Origin of the sequence: uncultured Fibrobacter sp. (assembly GCF_947166265.1) — a bacterium.
In the GTDB taxonomy this organism is placed as follows: Bacteria; Fibrobacterota; Fibrobacteria; order Fibrobacterales; family Fibrobacteraceae; genus Fibrobacter.
The window spans coordinates 66,968-83,726 of the sequence record NZ_CAMVDO010000012.1 but is presented as its reverse complement, the minus strand read 5'-3'; the positions used below and the strand labels follow the sequence as shown (position 1 = coordinate 83,726).

Sequence of the window (16,759 nt, the reverse complement as noted above, 5' to 3'; positions counted from 1 at the left end):
TTTACGGACAAAAGGAAAAAGGACATGGCAGAAAAAACACTAAATAAGATAAAAAACACCGCCCTGAATTTGGCATCGACGGCCCTTTTGCGTGTCGAGCTTGCAAACGAGGAATCCAAGCTCAAAAAACGTTTCATGGCACTCGGGCAAAAGCTGCACGGGGCAGTCCGTGACGACCTCCTTGCAACCATCAAGGACGACCCGTCCGTGGTGGAACTCCTGGGCGCGATCGAAGAAGAAAAGCGCGTCATAGAATCCCTCCGCAAGCGCATAGACAACCCCAGGTCCGAAAGTGAAGAAGCTTGAGGTCCATGTATTCCCGAGCAAGACCGCCTCGGGCAAGAGCTACCGTTTCTCGTTTCTGGGAGCGGTTATCGCCGTACTCGCCGTAGTTGCCGCCATTTTCGGGTTTATCCTGTTTTCCCCGGTCCAGATTTTAGACAACGTAACAAGCGGAAACGTCACGAACGTCTACAAGCAGAATGCCGCCATCAAAAAGGAGCTGAAGGAAATCCGCGCCTCGGTGGACTCCTCTATTTTGCGGGCAGAAGAAACGCGCCTTTTGCGCGATAGCACCCTGAAGGTAGGGGGACTTGGATTCGTACTCGACGGTTCGGCAATAGACGATTCGCTGCTCCAGAAGCGCAAGAGCGTAAACGAAGTGGAAGCCTCGTTCAAGAAACTCCTCGCCGCCCTCGAACGCGACTCCGTACTCGCCGAGAAGATTCCCGTGCTGCACCCCATGAAAAACAGCCCCGCTATCAAGAAGAGATTCGAAATCGTCTACGACCCCTTCACCGACAGCGAACTTCCGCACCGTGGAATTGACTACGTGGCGGCAGAAGGCGACACCGTATACGCCACCGGCGCAGGTTCCGTGATCGAGGTTCGCAAGCACCGTGGATTCGGGCTTTCCATTAAGGTGGACCACGGACACGACGTACGCACTTTCTACGCACACCTGGGAGAATCCCTTGTAAGCCAGGGGCAAAGCGTCCGCCGAGGACAGCCTATCGCGCTTATCGGCGAAAGCGGCACCCAGTCTAGCCTCGGGTTGCACTACGAAATCCGCATCGACGGCACATCGATCAACCCGGAAAGCTTCTACCTGACGAAATAAGGCAAAAAAAAGACTTTTTCGACCGCCAATCACCTTTCGTTTAACGCTTAAACGCCCCCTGTTTCACGCCTGAAACAGGGGGCGTTTCTTTTTGGATAACAAAACATTTTATCTAGTCGAAAAGGAGATGCCAGCTCGGTGGCAGGTATGAGAAACTGCAGTTTTTCGCCCCTTGCGCAAAAGTTGGCACGGCATTTGCTTATAGGGGTGTGAAGACAAAAACAGGGCGCCTCGCCAAGGCAAACCGCCAAAGCAAGGGCCCACAACCAAAGAGGTTAAAATTATGACACAGTTTATCCCGAACACTTTCTACGGCATCCAGAACTTCCTTGACAACTTGAACGCAGTAAACGCCCAGAACGAATGCTGCTACACCCCCAAGGCCGACTACTACGAAGTCGATAACGGCTTTATGCTCGAAGTCGAGCTCCCGGGCGTGAAAAAGGAAGACTTGGATGTTCAGGTCGAAAAGAACATCATCACCGTGAAGGCGACCCGTGCCCGCAAGGAAAGCAAGTTCACCTACGAAAGGAGCTTCCGCCTTGCCGACGACATTGACACCGAAAACATCAAGGTCAGCCTGGAAAACGGCGTACTTTCATTCGCACTCAGCAAAAAGCAGCAGGCCGCAGCACGCAAATTGACCGTCGAATAAGGTGCAAAAATGGGGAAAAAACGCCCCAAAAAAGCCCCCGAAATACGCCAAAAACGTGTAAATATTTTAGTTCTCCGTCATACTCCTACCTCGAAAGGACTCCATTTGGAGTCCTTTTGTGTAAATAAAATCTTATGGACAGATTGTCAATAGCCTAATTTTATTTTACATCCAACTTGTCCATAATGAATATATTTTTTAGCTAGTGTATTGGGCATTAAAGGAGTAAGCATGGGAAACCATATATCTGCGCTGTTTTCTACAGCCGTTTTCGCTGCATTCTGCGGCACCGCATCTGCATATACGTTGACCGGAACCGTCAAGAACGGTGAAGGACAGATTGTCGAGGGCGCCAAGGTGGCTCTCTTGAACCTGAACCAGTCCGCAACGACCGATAACGAAGGTAAATTCACCATTCACGAAGATGAAGAGGGAATGGCTCTTCGCATGGCGAAACGTGCAGGAAGCTTTAGCCTGAACAACGGTATTCTCAGTTTTTCGCAGGGAAACGCCCCCATCCAGGTCAAGGTCTTTGACATGATGGGAAACCAGGTTTTCAACAAGACACTGCAAGGGAACGGCTCCATCAACCTGAATGCCGCCACAGACGCCCAGGGGCAATACATCGCCCGAATCAAGATGGGTTCCGCACAGGAAAGCGTCCGTTTCACCGCAAGCAGCAACCATTCCGGTTCGTTTGGCTTGAACAGCTCGAACGCCGCCCTCCATAAGGAAGTCGCCCCAGGCGGCGAACCGCTCCAGGTGACCGCAGACGGCTACGACACCTTAAACATCAAGCTTCCGACCCTCGACACGGCAATCGACCTCAAGCTTACCAAGGCCATAAGCGAAGAGACATTCGCCTTCGGTTATGCACTCAAAAACGCACCACGTCCGAGCAAGGGCTGCGGCACGAATTCCACACTCCAGTCTACCGGTCAGAACAGCAACGCTAAAAAATACAGCTTGAATAGCGCAGGCCTCAACCGTGAATTCTGGATAACGCTCCCGCAGAACTACGACAACAACAAGCCGTACAAGATTCTTTTCGCCATGCACTGCATGGGTTCTAACGCCGAAGACTTCACCAACCATATACCGGATCAGGACCATCCGTCTCCGTACTATGGCCAGCAGAACCTGGACAAGGAAAACAACTACATCTTTGTCGCTCCGCGTGGCGATACCGACGGATCTCCCTGGCGTACTCAGGACAACAAGGACCATATCTTCTTCGATGAACTCCTCACGCTCCTCGAAGAAAACTACTGCATCGACACCTCCCGCGTGTTCGTGACAGGCTTCAGTTTCGGTTCCATGTACACGAACTCCCTCGCCCAAGTATTCCAGCACCGCATCCGCGCGGTGGTCACCTACGCCGTGGCTGACTGGAACATCTACATTCCGACAAATGCCGGCAAGCCGATTGCCTGGATGGATGTGCACGGTTCCCAGGACAACCTCTGCTCCTATGACCGCGTCAACAGCTCTGTCACGCGTATCCTGAAAAACAACGGCCCCAACGGTACCGACGTGAGCGACGAAGTGAACCAAGCCCAGAAATACTCCGGCGGCAACACGCACGTCTGCTACGACTTCAAGAAAGTCGACCCGCGCTTCCCCGTCAAGCTCTGCACCTGGGGCGGTGGTCACCAGTGGACCGCTTACGACAACGGCAACTGGCAGAACACATGGGTTCCTGAAGAAGTTCACAAGTTCTTCGAGCAGTTCTAAAATCTTTCACACACTCCAACCTCGAGAGCCCGCTGACAACAGCGGGTTCTTTTTCTATCAAAGGCCCCACACGTAAAAAAGTTTTTGTAGACAATTCATCCATACGTAGGAACATTCGCTGCGTTACATTCGATAATTTTCAGATTAGTTTATAGGAAAGAGTGTTCGAGATATTTTGGACAAAGGAGCATGCATGTTTACCCAAACACCCAAAATTGTCGCCACCGCGGGTATTCTCGCCTTGTGCGGTTTTGCATCGGCATACACCATCACCGGGAGCGTTTCCAATAGCGAGGGAGCAGCTTTCAAGGGAGTCGCGGTAAGCCTGTTGAAAGAAGGCAAAAGCGCCACGACAGATGACCAGGGAAAATTTTCCATTCACGAAGACGAAACGGATGCAATCCACTCCGGTTCGAAAAATTCCGTCGGATACATCGGTATAAACAATGGAATCCTTTCCTATTCGCAGGGCAGTTCCAAGCCCGTACAGGTAAGGGTCTACAGTTCGCTCGGAAACCTGGTTTTCCAGGAGACGTTACAGGGGGCAGGGACATTCGACCTCGGGCATTCCGTCAAGGCGCGCGGCACGTACTTTGCACAGGTCTCGGTAGGATCTGCCAAGCAAAATTTCAAGTTCACGACCGACGGTAGCTATGGCGGTACGCTTGGCGCACAAGAAAACAAGGGAAGCAACGGCGCCTTCCTGAAAGAGGCGGCCCAGGGCGAGGCAATCCGCTTTGCAGCCGAAGGTTTTGACACGCTCACCATACCTCTCGGCACGCTCGATACAACCCTTGATGTGAAACTCACGGCAACAGCACCCCAGTTCAAGTTCGGCTACGCCCTCGGCAACGTCCCCACGCCGAGTAAGGGTTGCGGTACAACGTCCAAGTTGCAAAAGGTCAAGAGCGTCGAAAACGGCGACCAATTCCAAATCAAGGTCGGAAGCGACACCCGCGACTACTTTATCACCCTGCCCCAAAACTACGATAACACGAAACCGCACAAGGTTCTCTTCGCCCTGCACTGCTACGGGAGCCGCGGAGAAGACTTCGTGCATCACAAAGCAGACTACGATCACCCCACTCCGTACTACGGTCAGCAGGTGCTCGACAAGAACGGCGACTACATCTTCGTTTCACTCGACGCTATTGGCGGTGTATGGACCAAGGGTCAGGGCGACCACGACTTCTTTGCACAGACGCTTACCACCCTGAACGAAAACTACTGTATCGACACGAGCCGCGTGTTCATTACGGGATTCAGTTTCGGCGCCATGTTCAGCTACTCCTTGATGCAGGACATGCAGAGCCGCGTGCGTGCGGCGGCAACATACGCCGTAGCCGATTACAACATCTGGCTCCCCGAAGGCGACAACATGAAGAACCAGCCTATCGCCTGGATGAATGTCCACGGAGTGAACGATGGACGCTGCGACTACAACCGCGCCAAAACCAGCGCTCTCCCGAGAATCCTGAAGCGTAACGGCAAGGCCGACGCGAACGGAGACTTCACCGACGCAAGCGCCGAAAAGCCCGAAGAAGTGAGCGGCAACACCGGACACGTCTGCTATGACTTCAAGAACGTGGACGAACGTTTCCCCGTCAAGTGGTGCAGCTGGCCGGGTGACCACCAGTGGACCGCACACGACACCGGTAACATGGGCGTAGGCTGGAACTGGGAAAGCACTTGGGTTCCTGAAGAAGTCCACAAGTTCTTCGAACAGTTCTAAGAATATCCACACACCTCAAAAACTAAAGGGCGCATCGACAACGATGCGCCCTTTAAACATTTAACTGGAGATCCCCGCCTACGCGGGGATGACATGCGAGCCGAGCAGTCTCTTAGATGAGTCTTTCCACTCGAGAGCACAAATCTTCAGCTTCAGCCGATGTAGGAGCTTCTGCGATAACGCGAATGACAGGTTCGGTGTTGCTAGCGCGCACATGCACCCAGGACTTTTCGTGACCGAGCCACAGACCATCGCGTTCGTCCATTTCCCAGCCGGCAAATTCGGCCTTGACTTTCGGGAGGATGTCGGCCACCTTCTTGTCGCCGAGTTCAAACTTTTTCTTGGGCATGGCGTAAGACGGATTTTCGGCCACGAACTTTTCGGGGCCGCCGTCATGGTGCGCCATCCAGCTGAGCACGAGCGCTGCAGCCACGAGGCTGTCGCGGCCGTAGTGGAGCGCCGGCAGAATCACGCCACCGTTGCCTTCGCCACCGATCACGCAGCCTTTCTCGATCATCTGCAAGCTCACGTTGATTTCGCCAACCTTCGCGCGGCTGAATTCGCAGCCATACTTTTCGGCAACATCCTGATTCATGCGGCTAGTCGAAAGGTTCACGCAGACGCTTCCCTTCTTCTGGCTAAGTACTTCCTCGGTTGCGATCGCGAGCGTATATTCTTCGCCGATGCTCTGGCCAAGGCCATCGACAAGGGCGCAGCGGTCCGCATCGGGGTCCACGGCAAAGCCGACCGCACAGCCGTTATCCTTTACGGCCTTGCGAAGATCACCCAAATTTTCGGGAATCGGTTCGGCGCCACGCGGGAACGTGCCGTCAGGTTCGCAATGCACGCGCACCACTTCGCAGCCGAGCTGTTCCAAAAGGCGCGGCACAATGTAGCTGCCCGCACCGTTCACGGCATCAACAGCCACCTTGAACTTCTTTGCGCGAATGGCCTCGACATTCACGAACGGAATCTTGAGGGTTCCATCCACGTGAACGCCGTCAGCATCCTTCATGAACTCGTACTTGCCCATGCCACGGTAATCGGGATACTTGAAGTTATCGGCATCGGCAAGTTCAAAGAGCTGCTTCACGTCGGCGGGGCCGAGGAAAAGTCCCTTGTTGTTCAGGAACTTGAGTGCGTTCCATTCAAGCGGGTTATGGCTTGCGGTAATGATGATGCCCGCATCGGCCTTGAGTTCAGTCGTCAAAATTTCTACCGAGGGAGTCGTCGAAAGGCCGACTTCTACAACATCTACGCCCGACAGACGACAGATACCCGCGACAAACTGACTGATGGCGTCGCCCGTTGGGCGACTGTCGCGACCGATCACCACGCGCTTCGCCTTGGTAATCTGCAAAAAGGCGCTCACATGGCTCTTGAGGACCTGGGGGGTAAGGGTATCGCCCACGATTCCGCGAATACCCGAAATAGAACGCATCAGTTTAGACATAAAAAATTTCTCCGTTTTTTTAACAAATTACAAAAAACGGAGAAATTCGGCTATTCAATTATTTCAAACGCCCGTAGTGCAGGCCTTTATCAGGATCAATATCCCATCACCGGAGGCGGAACGAATCGGTAGGCTCCGTCTACGCATTGGAATTCGCAGTCACCGTCACTGATCCATTGCTCGGCACGATCCTTTTCATTGCAACTTGTACCAATGACGCTACTTTCCCAACACCCCGAGAAATCGCCCCCGCATTTTCCGCCTTCGGGACATATAAAATAGCTCAGGTGTTTCTTCCACTTGCCATCGGTACATACGTAACTGACATAGCTATAACTATCACCTTCGGAATCGAACTCCGGGAATTCGCGAATAAGGCCTTCAGGTGAGCAGGGTTCCTCTAGCCAGCTACCATCACAGAACTCACGAAGTTTATACCTGGTACACATATCGTCGTTGCCAAATCCGCACCTTTCCTTGGTGGGGTCGCATCCGGATGCATTGAGCCATTTTCCGTCGACACACATCAGGTACTCGCTCTTAGCGCAATCCAGTACAACGGCAAAGGGAGTATCGCATTCCCTCGAAGAGACGTCCACACATTCATTCTCATCTTTGGTCCAGCGCCAATTCACGCAAGTGTAGGTGGCAGCCGAGTTACAGTCTTTAACCTTCAGGCCCTCTTCCTCACATTCGTCGCAGGGGCGAACCGGAATCGGACAATCATCTTCGTTGCACACGGGGCACATCCGGTCCATGTCAACGCACTTTTCCAAATACCGCGAAGAACTCGACGGCGTAATGGACGAAGAACTTTCGACTTCTTGCGAAGACGAACTTTCCGTATCACAGAATTCCGTCAAGCCCTCTTTTAGGCCCATTTCGCACAATTGTTTCCGCGTGTAGCCGCATTCAACGGTCAAAGCATCACAGTGAAGATCCATACTCGAGCTGGACTCCGTTCCCGAAGAAAGATTCCCGGAATCTTCACTGCTTGCAGGATTTTCCTTGACGTCACTGCTCGAGAGATTCCCCGAATCGGGATTTTCAATGACATCGTGTTCCGAAGGTCCACTGGAACTGTCTTCGCAAGCGACGAGACCAAATGCGGCCACTGCCACCACGGCAATGCCAAAAGAACTGATAACTTTGTTCATATTTCTTCTCCTTGAAAAATGATTATTTCACCCATTCGTCATCGACATTCGTACTCGGACATACGCCTTCATCCAATTTCGTCTCGAACACCACATGCCTAATTTCAGGGCTCGTAGCAATTCGCCCACAGTAGCGGAACAGGAAACGGACGATTTTCCCCTCCGTCGTATTCTTGCAACTGCCCGACGCGACATCGATCACCGTCACCGTATCCTCCGAGACACTCCCGATGGCATGCCCAATAAACGAGGCGTCACCCCACACATTCATCATATAGAGCCTACAGCTATCATCTGCAGTGCCATTCCGGATAGAATCGATCAGCCCCGCATATTCCTTGTCTGCATCGGGGAAGAACTGCTTCAACATGGCAATATTCCGACTCGTAAATGGATGCGGCCAGGGACCATCGAATTCCGTCGCCATGGCAGTCCCCGGGTTAACGGGCGCATCTCCCGCAACATCCAGCCTTGCCGACAGGGTTCCCTCATAGGAGGCTGTTTTTCCAAGCCCAAGCTTTGCGATATAGAATTCCAGCGAACTGGAATCGAGCTCCGAAGAACTTGAGCGGGTTCCATGCTGGGTTTGTGGTCCCATTTCGCTGCTGCTGGAAGATTCATGCGGCAAATACTCTGAACTGGAAAGCCCCACCTCGGCACTCGACAGGGATTCCTCGCTACTGGAAGATTCCGCGACAGCAAATTCGTTCGGTTCTTCGGCGGTCCCCGCAACACTCGCAGATTCAGAACAGCCCCCGCAAAAACACGCGGCCACCAAGATCAAAAACGCAAGCGGACAGGACAAACTAAACTTTTTCATTTTCGCACTCCTCCACTTTGCGGGTCAGAGGGAACAACTGTAAATTCAGCCGATAGACCTGATCGGCATTCTGGTCCTCGGCGGCAATGGAAATCACCTGGCGACGGCACTCGTCAAGCACCTTCACGATCCGTTCGTAACTTTCACGCGAAAGCCCCATGGTCACCCCGCTAAAGTTCCGCTCTTCTACGGGGAGGTCAATCGAGGGAGTCGCAAGTCTAGACATCATGCGGTGCATTCCACGGAGCGCAAGCCGGGTTGCGTCCGGAGTCCCCTTGATCGAAGTTTCCGCCTGCGCAAAGGAACCGTCCCCCGCCTTTTTCAGGAGCCCCGCCTTCGTCAAAAAATTCAGGCTCTGCTGGACTTCCGCAGCAGAAACCTCGGAGTAGCACATCTTAGCCATTTCTCCGGGAGTCGCCCCGGGCATCATAGGAGCAAGTTCACGCACCACCGGATTCTGCCAGGAATCGTAGAACTCGAATAGGTCGCCTTCCATGACGCGCACCTTGTGATCCCTTGCAATAGACAGCATCCGCTCGTATGCAGCCTTTTTCTTTTCCTCTACTTCGGACTGGCCGAATTCGACCAGGGCGCGGAAATATTCCATCTCGAACCCGACAAGCCCCATAGCCGCCCCCGTGCGTTCCACGCCGACACGGCTAAGCTTGCTTTTGCCGTCACAGACCACCTTCATATACGAAGACGAGGTAAACCCGGCCAATTTCGAAAATTCACGCCAGGAAAAAACGGAACGGCGCTTACGTTCCTCGTAGTAGTCCAGCATGTACTGGCGGAAATCTGAATATTCGATTATCGGTTTCATCACCTTGAAATATAAAATCGCCGCCTTCAAAAGTCAATACTTTTATGCAACAAAAATTAAGATTTTTAACAAATTTCGAAATATTTTTTAAAATATTTTAGAAAATTATTGTATATGCAACACACTGTTTCATATAGGGCGCTCCCCGGCCAAACCGATGCGTCATCCTGGAGCGCAGCGACGGGAACCAGCACTGGATTCTCCCCTTCGAGGACCATGCGCACTAAGGCAAGCGAAAGGGAAAGCGCAAGCGTCACCAGGTTCGAAATGCCAAAAGTTCCAGGCGATGTAGGGCGACAAACGAACGGATCAGCACCCGGCGAAGTGCTTCCAAGTGAGAAACTAAAGACGATTCTTCGCCCACTTCTCGCCGCTCACTTCTCGTCGCTCTTAGCAGCCTTCTCGACCGTCTTTTGCAGGTCTTCGGCTTCTTCCTTCAGGGCATCCTTCGCCTTCTTGTATTCGTTCTGGGCCTTGCCGAGCGAGCGGGCAAGTTCAGGAATGCGCTTTGCCCCGAAAAGCAAAAGCACCACCACAACAATCAGGATGATTTCAGGAATTCCAATGGACATACAACACCTGCCTTTTTGCAGAAATATAATATTTCAAGCAGTGGGTATTCAACCATGCCCTAAAAAATCCCCCTATTCCCATTCTAAATACGCCCCACACCCCTCCCCAAAAAAGCGCAAGGCGTTTACAACAGAACGGATTTTTAATAAATTATGCAGAACGGGTAAGAGGACATTACCGTCTTACATAACAATCAACAATTACAGAGAGTTCCTATGAAAAACAAACTTTGGATTGCGGCCATTGCCGCGGTCGTAAGCTTCACCGCCTGTTCCGACAACAGCTCCAGCAGCAACAACCCCACCGATCCCGCCACGGAACCGGGCAACACCGAAAACAACAAGGAAAACGAGACCCAGAGCGAACAGCCCTGCAGTTTCAAGGCGAGCGACAACGAATGGAAATTCACCCTCGACGAAGGGTGGAAAATCGTCAACGTCTACACCTGGATTGACGATACGACCGTCAAGGAAGCCTCTTACATGGGGTCCTACCACAACGAAGACCAGGACAAGGTTCATAGCGGCGTGAACCGCGAGGAATACTACCAGGAAATCCTCGCGATTTGCCAGTCATCGCTCACTTCAGAAGAATAATTTTTCCAAAAATCGGCATTAAAGGCGACATTTCCCCAGGAAAAGTCGCCTTTTTTGCGTTAAAAGAAGGCAAAAAAAACTCCATCCGGTCGATTCCGGGCCAAAATTTTCCCTTTTTCAGTATTCAAACAAACGATTCCATACAAAAAACTTGCATTTATAAAAAAAGAATTTATATTAGTAACGGAGTAGTTAGGAGTTGTATAATGGAGTTATTATGGAGTCACCGTTTGAACTGACAGCGGTTTACGCAACCAACATTTTTGGCATCGTGCTCATCGGTGTCCTGTTGGTCGGTAATATCTGGCGATTCCGTGAAAGAGGGGCAGAAAACGCCTTTCTTCAGCTTATCCTGTTCTTTGCATTCTGCGGATGCATTTTGGACCCCATCGCCTATACGGCGGACAGCCGTCCCGGAACACTGGCGCGCGTCGTCGTTTATGGCGGCAATGCGCTTCTGTACCTCACCGACATGTTCGGCACGTTCTTCTGGCTGCTTTTCCTTTCGGAACACCTCAACGCACGTTTCTCGATAGCCCACCGCTACATTTTGGGAGCGGCACTCATTACAGGAACAAGCCTTATTATCCTGAACAACTTCGTTCCGATCATCTTTGACGTTTCGGCAAGCAACACCTACAAGCGCATGAGCGGCTACTGGATCTACATGGCTATCGACTACGGTTTCCTGATAGACAGCCTATTCCTCTATTTCATGTGCAAGCGCAAGGGCGGACTGTTCAAGTCGTTCCCCATCTGGATCTACTTTATCCCGCTTACGATGGGCACCATCATCCAGTCCCTTTTCTACGGCATTTCCGTCATTTCGTCATGTATCGCCATTTCGATCGCGGGCGTATTCGCCACCCTGCAAAGCGAACGCGTCTACAGGGACAAGCTGACCGGCGTGTTCAACTACACCTACCTAGACTACCTGAACCGGGAATACGCCAAGAAGAAAAAACTCCAGATAACGGGACTTCTGATCAACATCAACGGTTTCAAGTCGCTCAACCAGGACTATGGACGCGCAACGGGCAACAAGGCGCTCGTAAAGATGGCAAAAATCCTGAACCGCTCCATCGGCGAACTCGGAATCATTATCCGCTACTCCAGCGACGAATTCATCGCATTCGTCAATACGCAAAACGAGATGGCGGTAAGCATGTGCATCAAGCGTATCCGCTCTGGACTTTCCGAAACGAACAGCTTCAACAGTTCCTACAAGCTTTCCGTCTGCATCTGCAGCCAGGCCTACGATGCCTCCAAGACGATGAACGACTTTATCGACGACATCACCCGGGCCATGATCGAAGAGAAAAACTCTTACTACTCCCAGCTCCAATTGAACAGGCGCGCTCTATAATTTTTGCGGATTAGTTTTCGCTTGCGGATTAGACGCCGCAGCCTCTAGAAAGTCGTCAAGAAATCCTTCGCGTCCATCGACAGCAAAAGCGAATCGCCCAGCAGCGCCCGCAGGCGGTCCAAGTCGGGGTGACCTTCGCGCTCAAACACAACCACCTTCTTGAAACGTTCCCGATGCCTAAGCAGGAACTCCAGATTGTTCATGTCGGTTTTCGGGAACCCGTAACCCAAGAAGTATATTTCCTGAGCATTCTTGAGGTAGTAATCCGCCTTGCTCCACAACAAGTTGAAAAGACTTCCGCGGAGGAAAGATTCCTTCGCATGTGCCATCGGAATGTAGATGGGGGTATCTTCGCGGTAAATCGGAAAACTGCGATCACAGGGTTCCACCTGACACACGTTCTTCAAATCCAGAGGATCAGAGGCCCCCTTTACCGGAAACCAGTTCAAGGAACCATGCAGCTTTATCAAGTCCACCGTCTGTCCCCTGGGAGCACGGACAGCGCTACGGTCAGCAGGATCAATGCGGACTCCGTAATCCACCGCCACTCGCGAACTCATTTCGGGGTCGTCGGCAATCACGTTTTCGATAAGCGTATCGTAATTGAAGGAAAGGAACAGGGTATCGCGGAAACCCTCGCCAGGGCAATTGACGCAAGAGGCAAGGAACTTTCGCAAAACCGCAGCAGACCTAGCATCCACCGCATGGTCGTGACGAATGGCACCCGCAATAAAACGCAGCAACTCGAACCGAAGCGACAAGTGATAAAGGCTCTCGCGTACCCCCGGAAAAATCTGCGCCGAGAGAATCGAAGTCGAAAGGGTTTCGATATTCAAGTATTCCGCCTGATTGTTGCAAAGTTCCAAAAAATGCCTGCAATAGTCGCGCAGATGCGGAAACTCGTCCGATATCCCAAAGGGAATCAGCTCGTTCAGGTCACGGAGCGTGGGCATTTGCGGGCAAAACGACTTGCTGAACCCGGAACCCAATACAAAAATCCGCCGATATGTACTCGATGCGATATCCATACCCTTAATGTATATTATTTCTACCGAAAACGCAACCTATAATCCACCGTAATCGGAATCGCTATTGGGGAGGAGTTTTCCCTTGTGCATGGTATAAAGGCGGTCACCGTACTTGATTCCGCGCGCATCGTGGGTCGCCACAATCACCGATGTTCCCGAATGCGAAAGGTCCCTCACCTCGATTTTTTGCCCCCTTTGAATCGCGCGTGGCAAGAGAATGTTTTCGAGCACCGTAAAATGCGGCAAGAAAACGGCTTCCTGCGGGATGTAGCCGATTTTTTCGTTACGAAGCACGGGCAATTCCGCATCCGTCAAGTTTGCAAAATCGGCTCCGATAAAGACGATTGAGCCTTGCGTCGGGCGGTTTCGAGCCCTTCGGGAGCTTGTCCGTAAGCACCTCGCGAATCCACGGCTGAATCACAAAATCCGATTCCGTATCAAACCCGATAATCGAAACATTCTGATCGCAGCAGCTCGCACTCAGGGTAGTCAAATAATACTGCGGAGTAGCCACTTCTACACCGGAAAGACTGCGAATAAATTCAAGCGAACCCTGCATATTTGGAATCGCCCTGCAAAAGCACCGACTGATCATTGATTTCGCTCCCCAGCGGAATGACAATGACATCGGCTCCCAGACGCGACGACAAGCGGTTCAACCCCTTCGAAAGGGAAAGCGACAAAAGCCCACCCACCAAAAGAACAGAAGCGAACAGGGCAATCAACAAGGAAAGGCCAAAGCTCCGGAACGGGTTTTGCAAGTAATTTTCAATAATCAAATCAATATTTGTCTTGTTCATTTCGCCTCCTCAATCTCAGATAGACCAAGTTCACGGCCGCAAACAGAGCGACCACGACACCCGTAACGGCAAGCACCGGAGCCGTTACCGCATGGCATGCCATGTGAGCGTGCGGGCAAGTCCCCACAATCACTGTCGGCACCAGCGAAACAAAAATACCCACCACGAGCGACAAGGCAGAAAGAATCACATGCGCCTTTTTCTTAAGGAGCCCGGCCGCAGTCACCGCAACAACAAGCAACACGAAACCCAAAACGGCATCAATCGTTGTCGAAGTGCCACAACGCATCACACCGCCGCCCATCGGGCGACAAACAGGCAGAATCACCTTGGTAAGGGCAATCAGCAAAATACCAAAAATAAGGTTAGCAATTACAAATACTTTGTACTGTTTCATGGTGTACTCCAGATCTTTAAAAACATCCTATACTTTTTTTGTTGCGCAAATATAGAAGAGGTTCTTCAATGCGTCCAATACTTAATTTTTAGCATTTGTTATCACTTTTTCTTATAACTTACAGACACCAAAACATCCCCTCGGCGTCCAAAGACGTCGAGGGGATGTTTTGCTTGTCGAGAAGCAAAAGCGATTTACTTTTCGCTACGCAATTTTTTTGCGGCAGCAACAAGATTCTTGAGGCTTGCCGTGGTTTCGGTTTCGCCACGGGTCTTGAGACCGCAATCGGGGTTCACCCACACGTTCTGCTGCGGGACCTTCGCGATGATCTTGTGGAGAGCGTCGACGATTTCCTGTTCCGAGGGAACGCGCGGAGAGTGAATGTCGTACACGCCCGGGCCCACCTGCGTTTCGAACTTGGCTTCGTTCAGGGCGTCAAGCAGCTTGAGGTCAGAACGGCTCGCTTCGAACGTGATCACATCGGCATCCATGTTGTCAATGTCTCGCACGATGTCGTTGAATTCGCTATAGCACATGTGCGTGTGAATCTGCGTTTCGGGCTTGACCTTGGCATGCACCAGGCGGAATGCCGGAATAGCCCAGTCGAGGTATTCCTTGTGCCAGTCGCTCTTGCGCAGCGGCAACTTTTCGCGGAGGGCAGCTTCGTCAATCTGGATAACGCGAATACCGTTCTTTTCGAGATCCAGGACTTCGTCGCGGATGGCAAAACCAATTTCCTGTGCTTGCACCTTCAGTGAAACATCTTCACGCGGGAACGACCAGTTGAGAATCGTCACCGGGCCCGTGAGCATACCCTTCACCGGTTTCTTGGTGCAGCTCTGAGCGTATACAGACCATTCAACCGTAATCGGGGCGCTGCGGCTCACGTCGCCCCATACGACAGGCGGCTTCACGCAACGGGTACCGTAACTCTGTACCCAGGCGTTCTGCGTGAACACGAAACCGTCAATCTTGGAGCCGAAATATTCCACCATGTCGTTGCGTTCAAATTCACCGTGCACAATCACGTCGAGGCCGATTTCTTCTTGCAGCTTGATGCATTCGGCAATTTTTTTGCGGTTGAATTCTACGTACTGTTCCTTGGAAATTTCTCCCTTGCGGAATGCGGCGCGGTTCGCGCGGACTTCAGCCGTCTGCGGGAAAGAGCCGATGGTAGTCGTGGGGAATGCTGGCAACTTGAATTCAGCCTTTTGCACTTCGCGGCGTTTGAGGCGGCTCGGCTTGCGTTCGAAATCAGCGGGCGTAAGGGCGGCAAGTTCTGCCTGAACCTTGGCATTCGCCTGCACGCGAGGCGTTGCGAATAGCGCCTTGTTCGCTGCGAGTGCTGCAGCATCAGCGCTAGCGAGTTCAGCGAGTTCCACGAGCTTTTCTTCGGCGAAGGCAAAGTGACGGAGCGTTTCGGCGGGGAGCTTCTGTTCGGCAGCAACGGTGTACGGCACATGCAGCAGCGAACAAGATGTTCCGACCACAACATTTTCGGCACCGACAGCCTCTTCGATTTCAGCGAGCAAGGCGTTCTTCTGTGCGTAATCGGCACGCCAGATGTTCTTGCCGTTCACGATACCGGCGAGCAGGAGCGTATTTTTCGGGAAACCGGACTTGACAAGTTCCAGCGACTTGAGGCCTTCCACGAAATCAAGACCGATGGCATCGAAACCGAGGGCGACCACATCTTGGTACACATCGCGGATATCGCCAAAGTAAGTCTGCAAGGCAATCTTGAGGCCTGCGGCACGCACCTTCTTGACGAGTTCCACATAAATAGATTTAAAAAGTTCCTTTTCTTCGGCGGTCACGTCGAACACCAAAGCGGGTTCGGCGAAACTGATCCATTCGGCACCGGCAGCGGCGAGCAATTCGGCGACCTTCGCGTAAGCAGCGACTGCAGAGGCTACAAAATCCTTGGCCTTCTTTTGACCATTGTAGCGGGCCAAGCGGAGGAACGTGTAGGCGCCAATCAAAGTCGGCACGGTCTGGATTCCAGCAGCCTTCGCTTCGTTGTATTCCTGCACCGGCTTGGAATCATTCACCTTGAATTCAGAAGCGTCATCGATTTCCGGAACAATGTAGTGGTAGTTCGTGTTGAACCACTTCTTCATGGGGAGGGCCTTCACGTCGCCCTTTTCGCCCTGGTAACCGTGAGCGGCTGCGAAATACTTTTCGAGTACGCTCAAGTCGAGGTTCTTATAACGTTCCGGAACAATGCCGAACAAGAATGCGGTATCGAGAACGTTATCGTAGAACGAGAAATCGTTCGAAGGAATAAAGTCGATACCTGCAGCCTTCTGTTTTGCCCAACCGTACTGGCGGATTTCGGCGGCGACGTTCTGGAGCTCCGCTTCGGAGATTTCGCCCTTGAAGAACTTTTCGCTTGCAAACTTGAGTTCGCGGGCCTTACCAATGCGCGGGAAACCGATTACAGATGTTTTTTTATTGCTCATAGTGTTTAACCTACCTTTTTTGTTTGTTTTTCGATTACGCCGC

18 protein-coding genes are annotated in these 16,759 nt (G+C 52.0%); 7 read left to right on the top strand and 11 right to left on the bottom strand.

Annotated elements, in window-relative coordinates:
- The first annotated feature begins 24 nt into the window (after positions 1 to 24).
- The 5 genes from Q0W37_RS08085 to Q0W37_RS08065 all read left to right on the top strand — a co-directional run bounded on the left by Q0W37_RS08085 (position 25) and on the right by Q0W37_RS08065 (position 5,241).
- Positions 25 to 306, top strand: a complete 282-nt coding sequence (locus Q0W37_RS08085) for a hypothetical protein (RefSeq protein ID WP_297700470.1) — start codon at positions 25 to 27, stop codon at positions 304 to 306.
- Entirely contained in the window at positions 293 to 1,120 is an 828-nt protein-coding gene (locus Q0W37_RS08080; RefSeq protein WP_297700468.1) for a M23 family metallopeptidase, read from the top strand. Before Q0W37_RS08085 ends, Q0W37_RS08080 begins: the two co-directional genes overlap by 14 nt.
- Before the next feature lie 283 nt (positions 1,121 to 1,403).
- A complete protein-coding gene (locus Q0W37_RS08075) occupies positions 1,404 to 1,775 on the top strand; it encodes an Hsp20/alpha crystallin family protein (RefSeq protein ID WP_297700466.1) in 372 nt (123 codons plus the stop codon).
- Positions 1,776 to 2,006: 231 nt separating this feature from the next.
- Positions 2,007 to 3,509: a T9SS type A sorting domain-containing protein gene (locus Q0W37_RS08070; RefSeq protein ID WP_297700464.1), complete on the top strand. Its 1,503-nt coding sequence runs from the start codon at positions 2,007 to 2,009 to the stop codon at positions 3,507 to 3,509.
- A gap of 193 nt (positions 3,510 to 3,702) precedes the next feature.
- Positions 3,703 to 5,241, top strand: coding sequence for a T9SS type A sorting domain-containing protein (locus Q0W37_RS08065; protein WP_297700463.1), 1,539 nt, complete (start codon positions 3,703 to 3,705; stop codon positions 5,239 to 5,241).
- A 112-nt stretch (positions 5,242 to 5,353) separates the two neighbouring features.
- On the opposite strand, the gene glmM is transcribed toward Q0W37_RS08065, so the two are convergent.
- From glmM to tatA, 5 genes are all read right to left on the bottom strand, one after another.
- Positions 5,354 to 6,694: a phosphoglucosamine mutase gene (gene glmM, locus Q0W37_RS08060; protein ID WP_297700461.1), complete on the bottom strand. Its 1,341-nt coding sequence runs from the start codon at positions 6,692 to 6,694 to the stop codon at positions 5,354 to 5,356.
- A 95-nt stretch (positions 6,695 to 6,789) separates the two neighbouring features.
- On the bottom strand, positions 6,790 to 7,851 hold the full coding sequence (locus Q0W37_RS08055; RefSeq protein WP_297700460.1) for a hypothetical protein: 1,062 nt from the start codon (positions 7,849 to 7,851) through the stop codon (positions 6,790 to 6,792).
- A 22-nt stretch (positions 7,852 to 7,873) separates the two neighbouring features.
- On the bottom strand, positions 7,874 to 8,671 hold the full coding sequence (locus Q0W37_RS08050) for a hypothetical protein (RefSeq protein ID WP_297700458.1): 798 nt from the start codon (positions 8,669 to 8,671) through the stop codon (positions 7,874 to 7,876).
- Positions 8,658 to 9,494, bottom strand: a complete 837-nt coding sequence (locus Q0W37_RS08045) for a TIGR02147 family protein (protein ID WP_297700456.1) — start codon at positions 9,492 to 9,494, stop codon at positions 8,658 to 8,660. The genes Q0W37_RS08050 and Q0W37_RS08045 overlap by 14 nt, the downstream gene beginning before the upstream one ends.
- 374 nt (positions 9,495 to 9,868) lie before the next feature.
- Positions 9,869 to 10,066: a twin-arginine translocase TatA/TatE family subunit gene (gene tatA / locus Q0W37_RS08040; RefSeq protein ID WP_297700454.1), complete on the bottom strand. Its 198-nt coding sequence runs from the start codon at positions 10,064 to 10,066 to the stop codon at positions 9,869 to 9,871.
- 216 nt (positions 10,067 to 10,282) lie between these two features.
- On the opposite strand from tatA, the gene Q0W37_RS08035 reads away from it, so the two are divergent.
- Positions 10,283 to 10,663, top strand: coding sequence for a hypothetical protein (locus Q0W37_RS08035; protein ID WP_297700452.1), 381 nt, complete (start codon positions 10,283 to 10,285; stop codon positions 10,661 to 10,663).
- Positions 10,664 to 10,880: 217 nt separating this feature from the next.
- Positions 10,881 to 12,029 (top strand): GGDEF domain-containing protein, encoded by a 1,149-nt coding sequence (locus Q0W37_RS08030; protein WP_297700450.1) that lies wholly within the window; start codon positions 10,881 to 10,883, stop codon positions 12,027 to 12,029.
- Positions 12,030 to 12,073: 44 nt separating this feature from the next.
- Here the strand turns inward: Q0W37_RS08030 and Q0W37_RS08025 are convergent, their stop codons facing one another.
- From Q0W37_RS08025 to metE, 6 genes are all read right to left on the bottom strand, one after another.
- Positions 12,074 to 13,057, bottom strand: a complete 984-nt coding sequence (locus Q0W37_RS08025; RefSeq protein ID WP_297700448.1) for a hypothetical protein — start codon at positions 13,055 to 13,057, stop codon at positions 12,074 to 12,076.
- Positions 13,058 to 13,093: 36 nt separating this feature from the next.
- Positions 13,094 to 13,351 (bottom strand): hypothetical protein, encoded by a 258-nt coding sequence (locus Q0W37_RS08020; RefSeq protein WP_297700446.1) that lies wholly within the window; start codon positions 13,349 to 13,351, stop codon positions 13,094 to 13,096.
- The gene (locus Q0W37_RS08015) at positions 13,341 to 13,616 is read right to left on the bottom strand and encodes a hypothetical protein (protein ID WP_297700444.1); all 276 of its coding nucleotides are present in this window, start codon (positions 13,614 to 13,616) and stop codon (positions 13,341 to 13,343) included. The genes Q0W37_RS08020 and Q0W37_RS08015 overlap by 11 nt, the downstream gene beginning before the upstream one ends.
- Positions 13,600 to 13,857 (bottom strand): hypothetical protein, encoded by a 258-nt coding sequence (locus Q0W37_RS08010; RefSeq protein WP_297700443.1) that lies wholly within the window; start codon positions 13,855 to 13,857, stop codon positions 13,600 to 13,602. Before Q0W37_RS08010 ends, Q0W37_RS08015 begins: the two co-directional genes overlap by 17 nt.
- Positions 13,838 to 14,254, bottom strand: coding sequence for a DUF4418 family protein (locus tag Q0W37_RS08005; RefSeq protein ID WP_297700441.1), 417 nt, complete (start codon positions 14,252 to 14,254; stop codon positions 13,838 to 13,840). Before Q0W37_RS08005 ends, Q0W37_RS08010 begins: the two co-directional genes overlap by 20 nt.
- A 194-nt stretch (positions 14,255 to 14,448) precedes the next feature.
- Positions 14,449 to 16,716, bottom strand: coding sequence for a 5-methyltetrahydropteroyltriglutamate--homocysteine S-methyltransferase (gene metE, locus Q0W37_RS08000; RefSeq protein WP_297700439.1), 2,268 nt, complete (start codon positions 16,714 to 16,716; stop codon positions 14,449 to 14,451).
- Between the last annotated feature and the right edge of the window lie 43 nt (positions 16,717 to 16,759).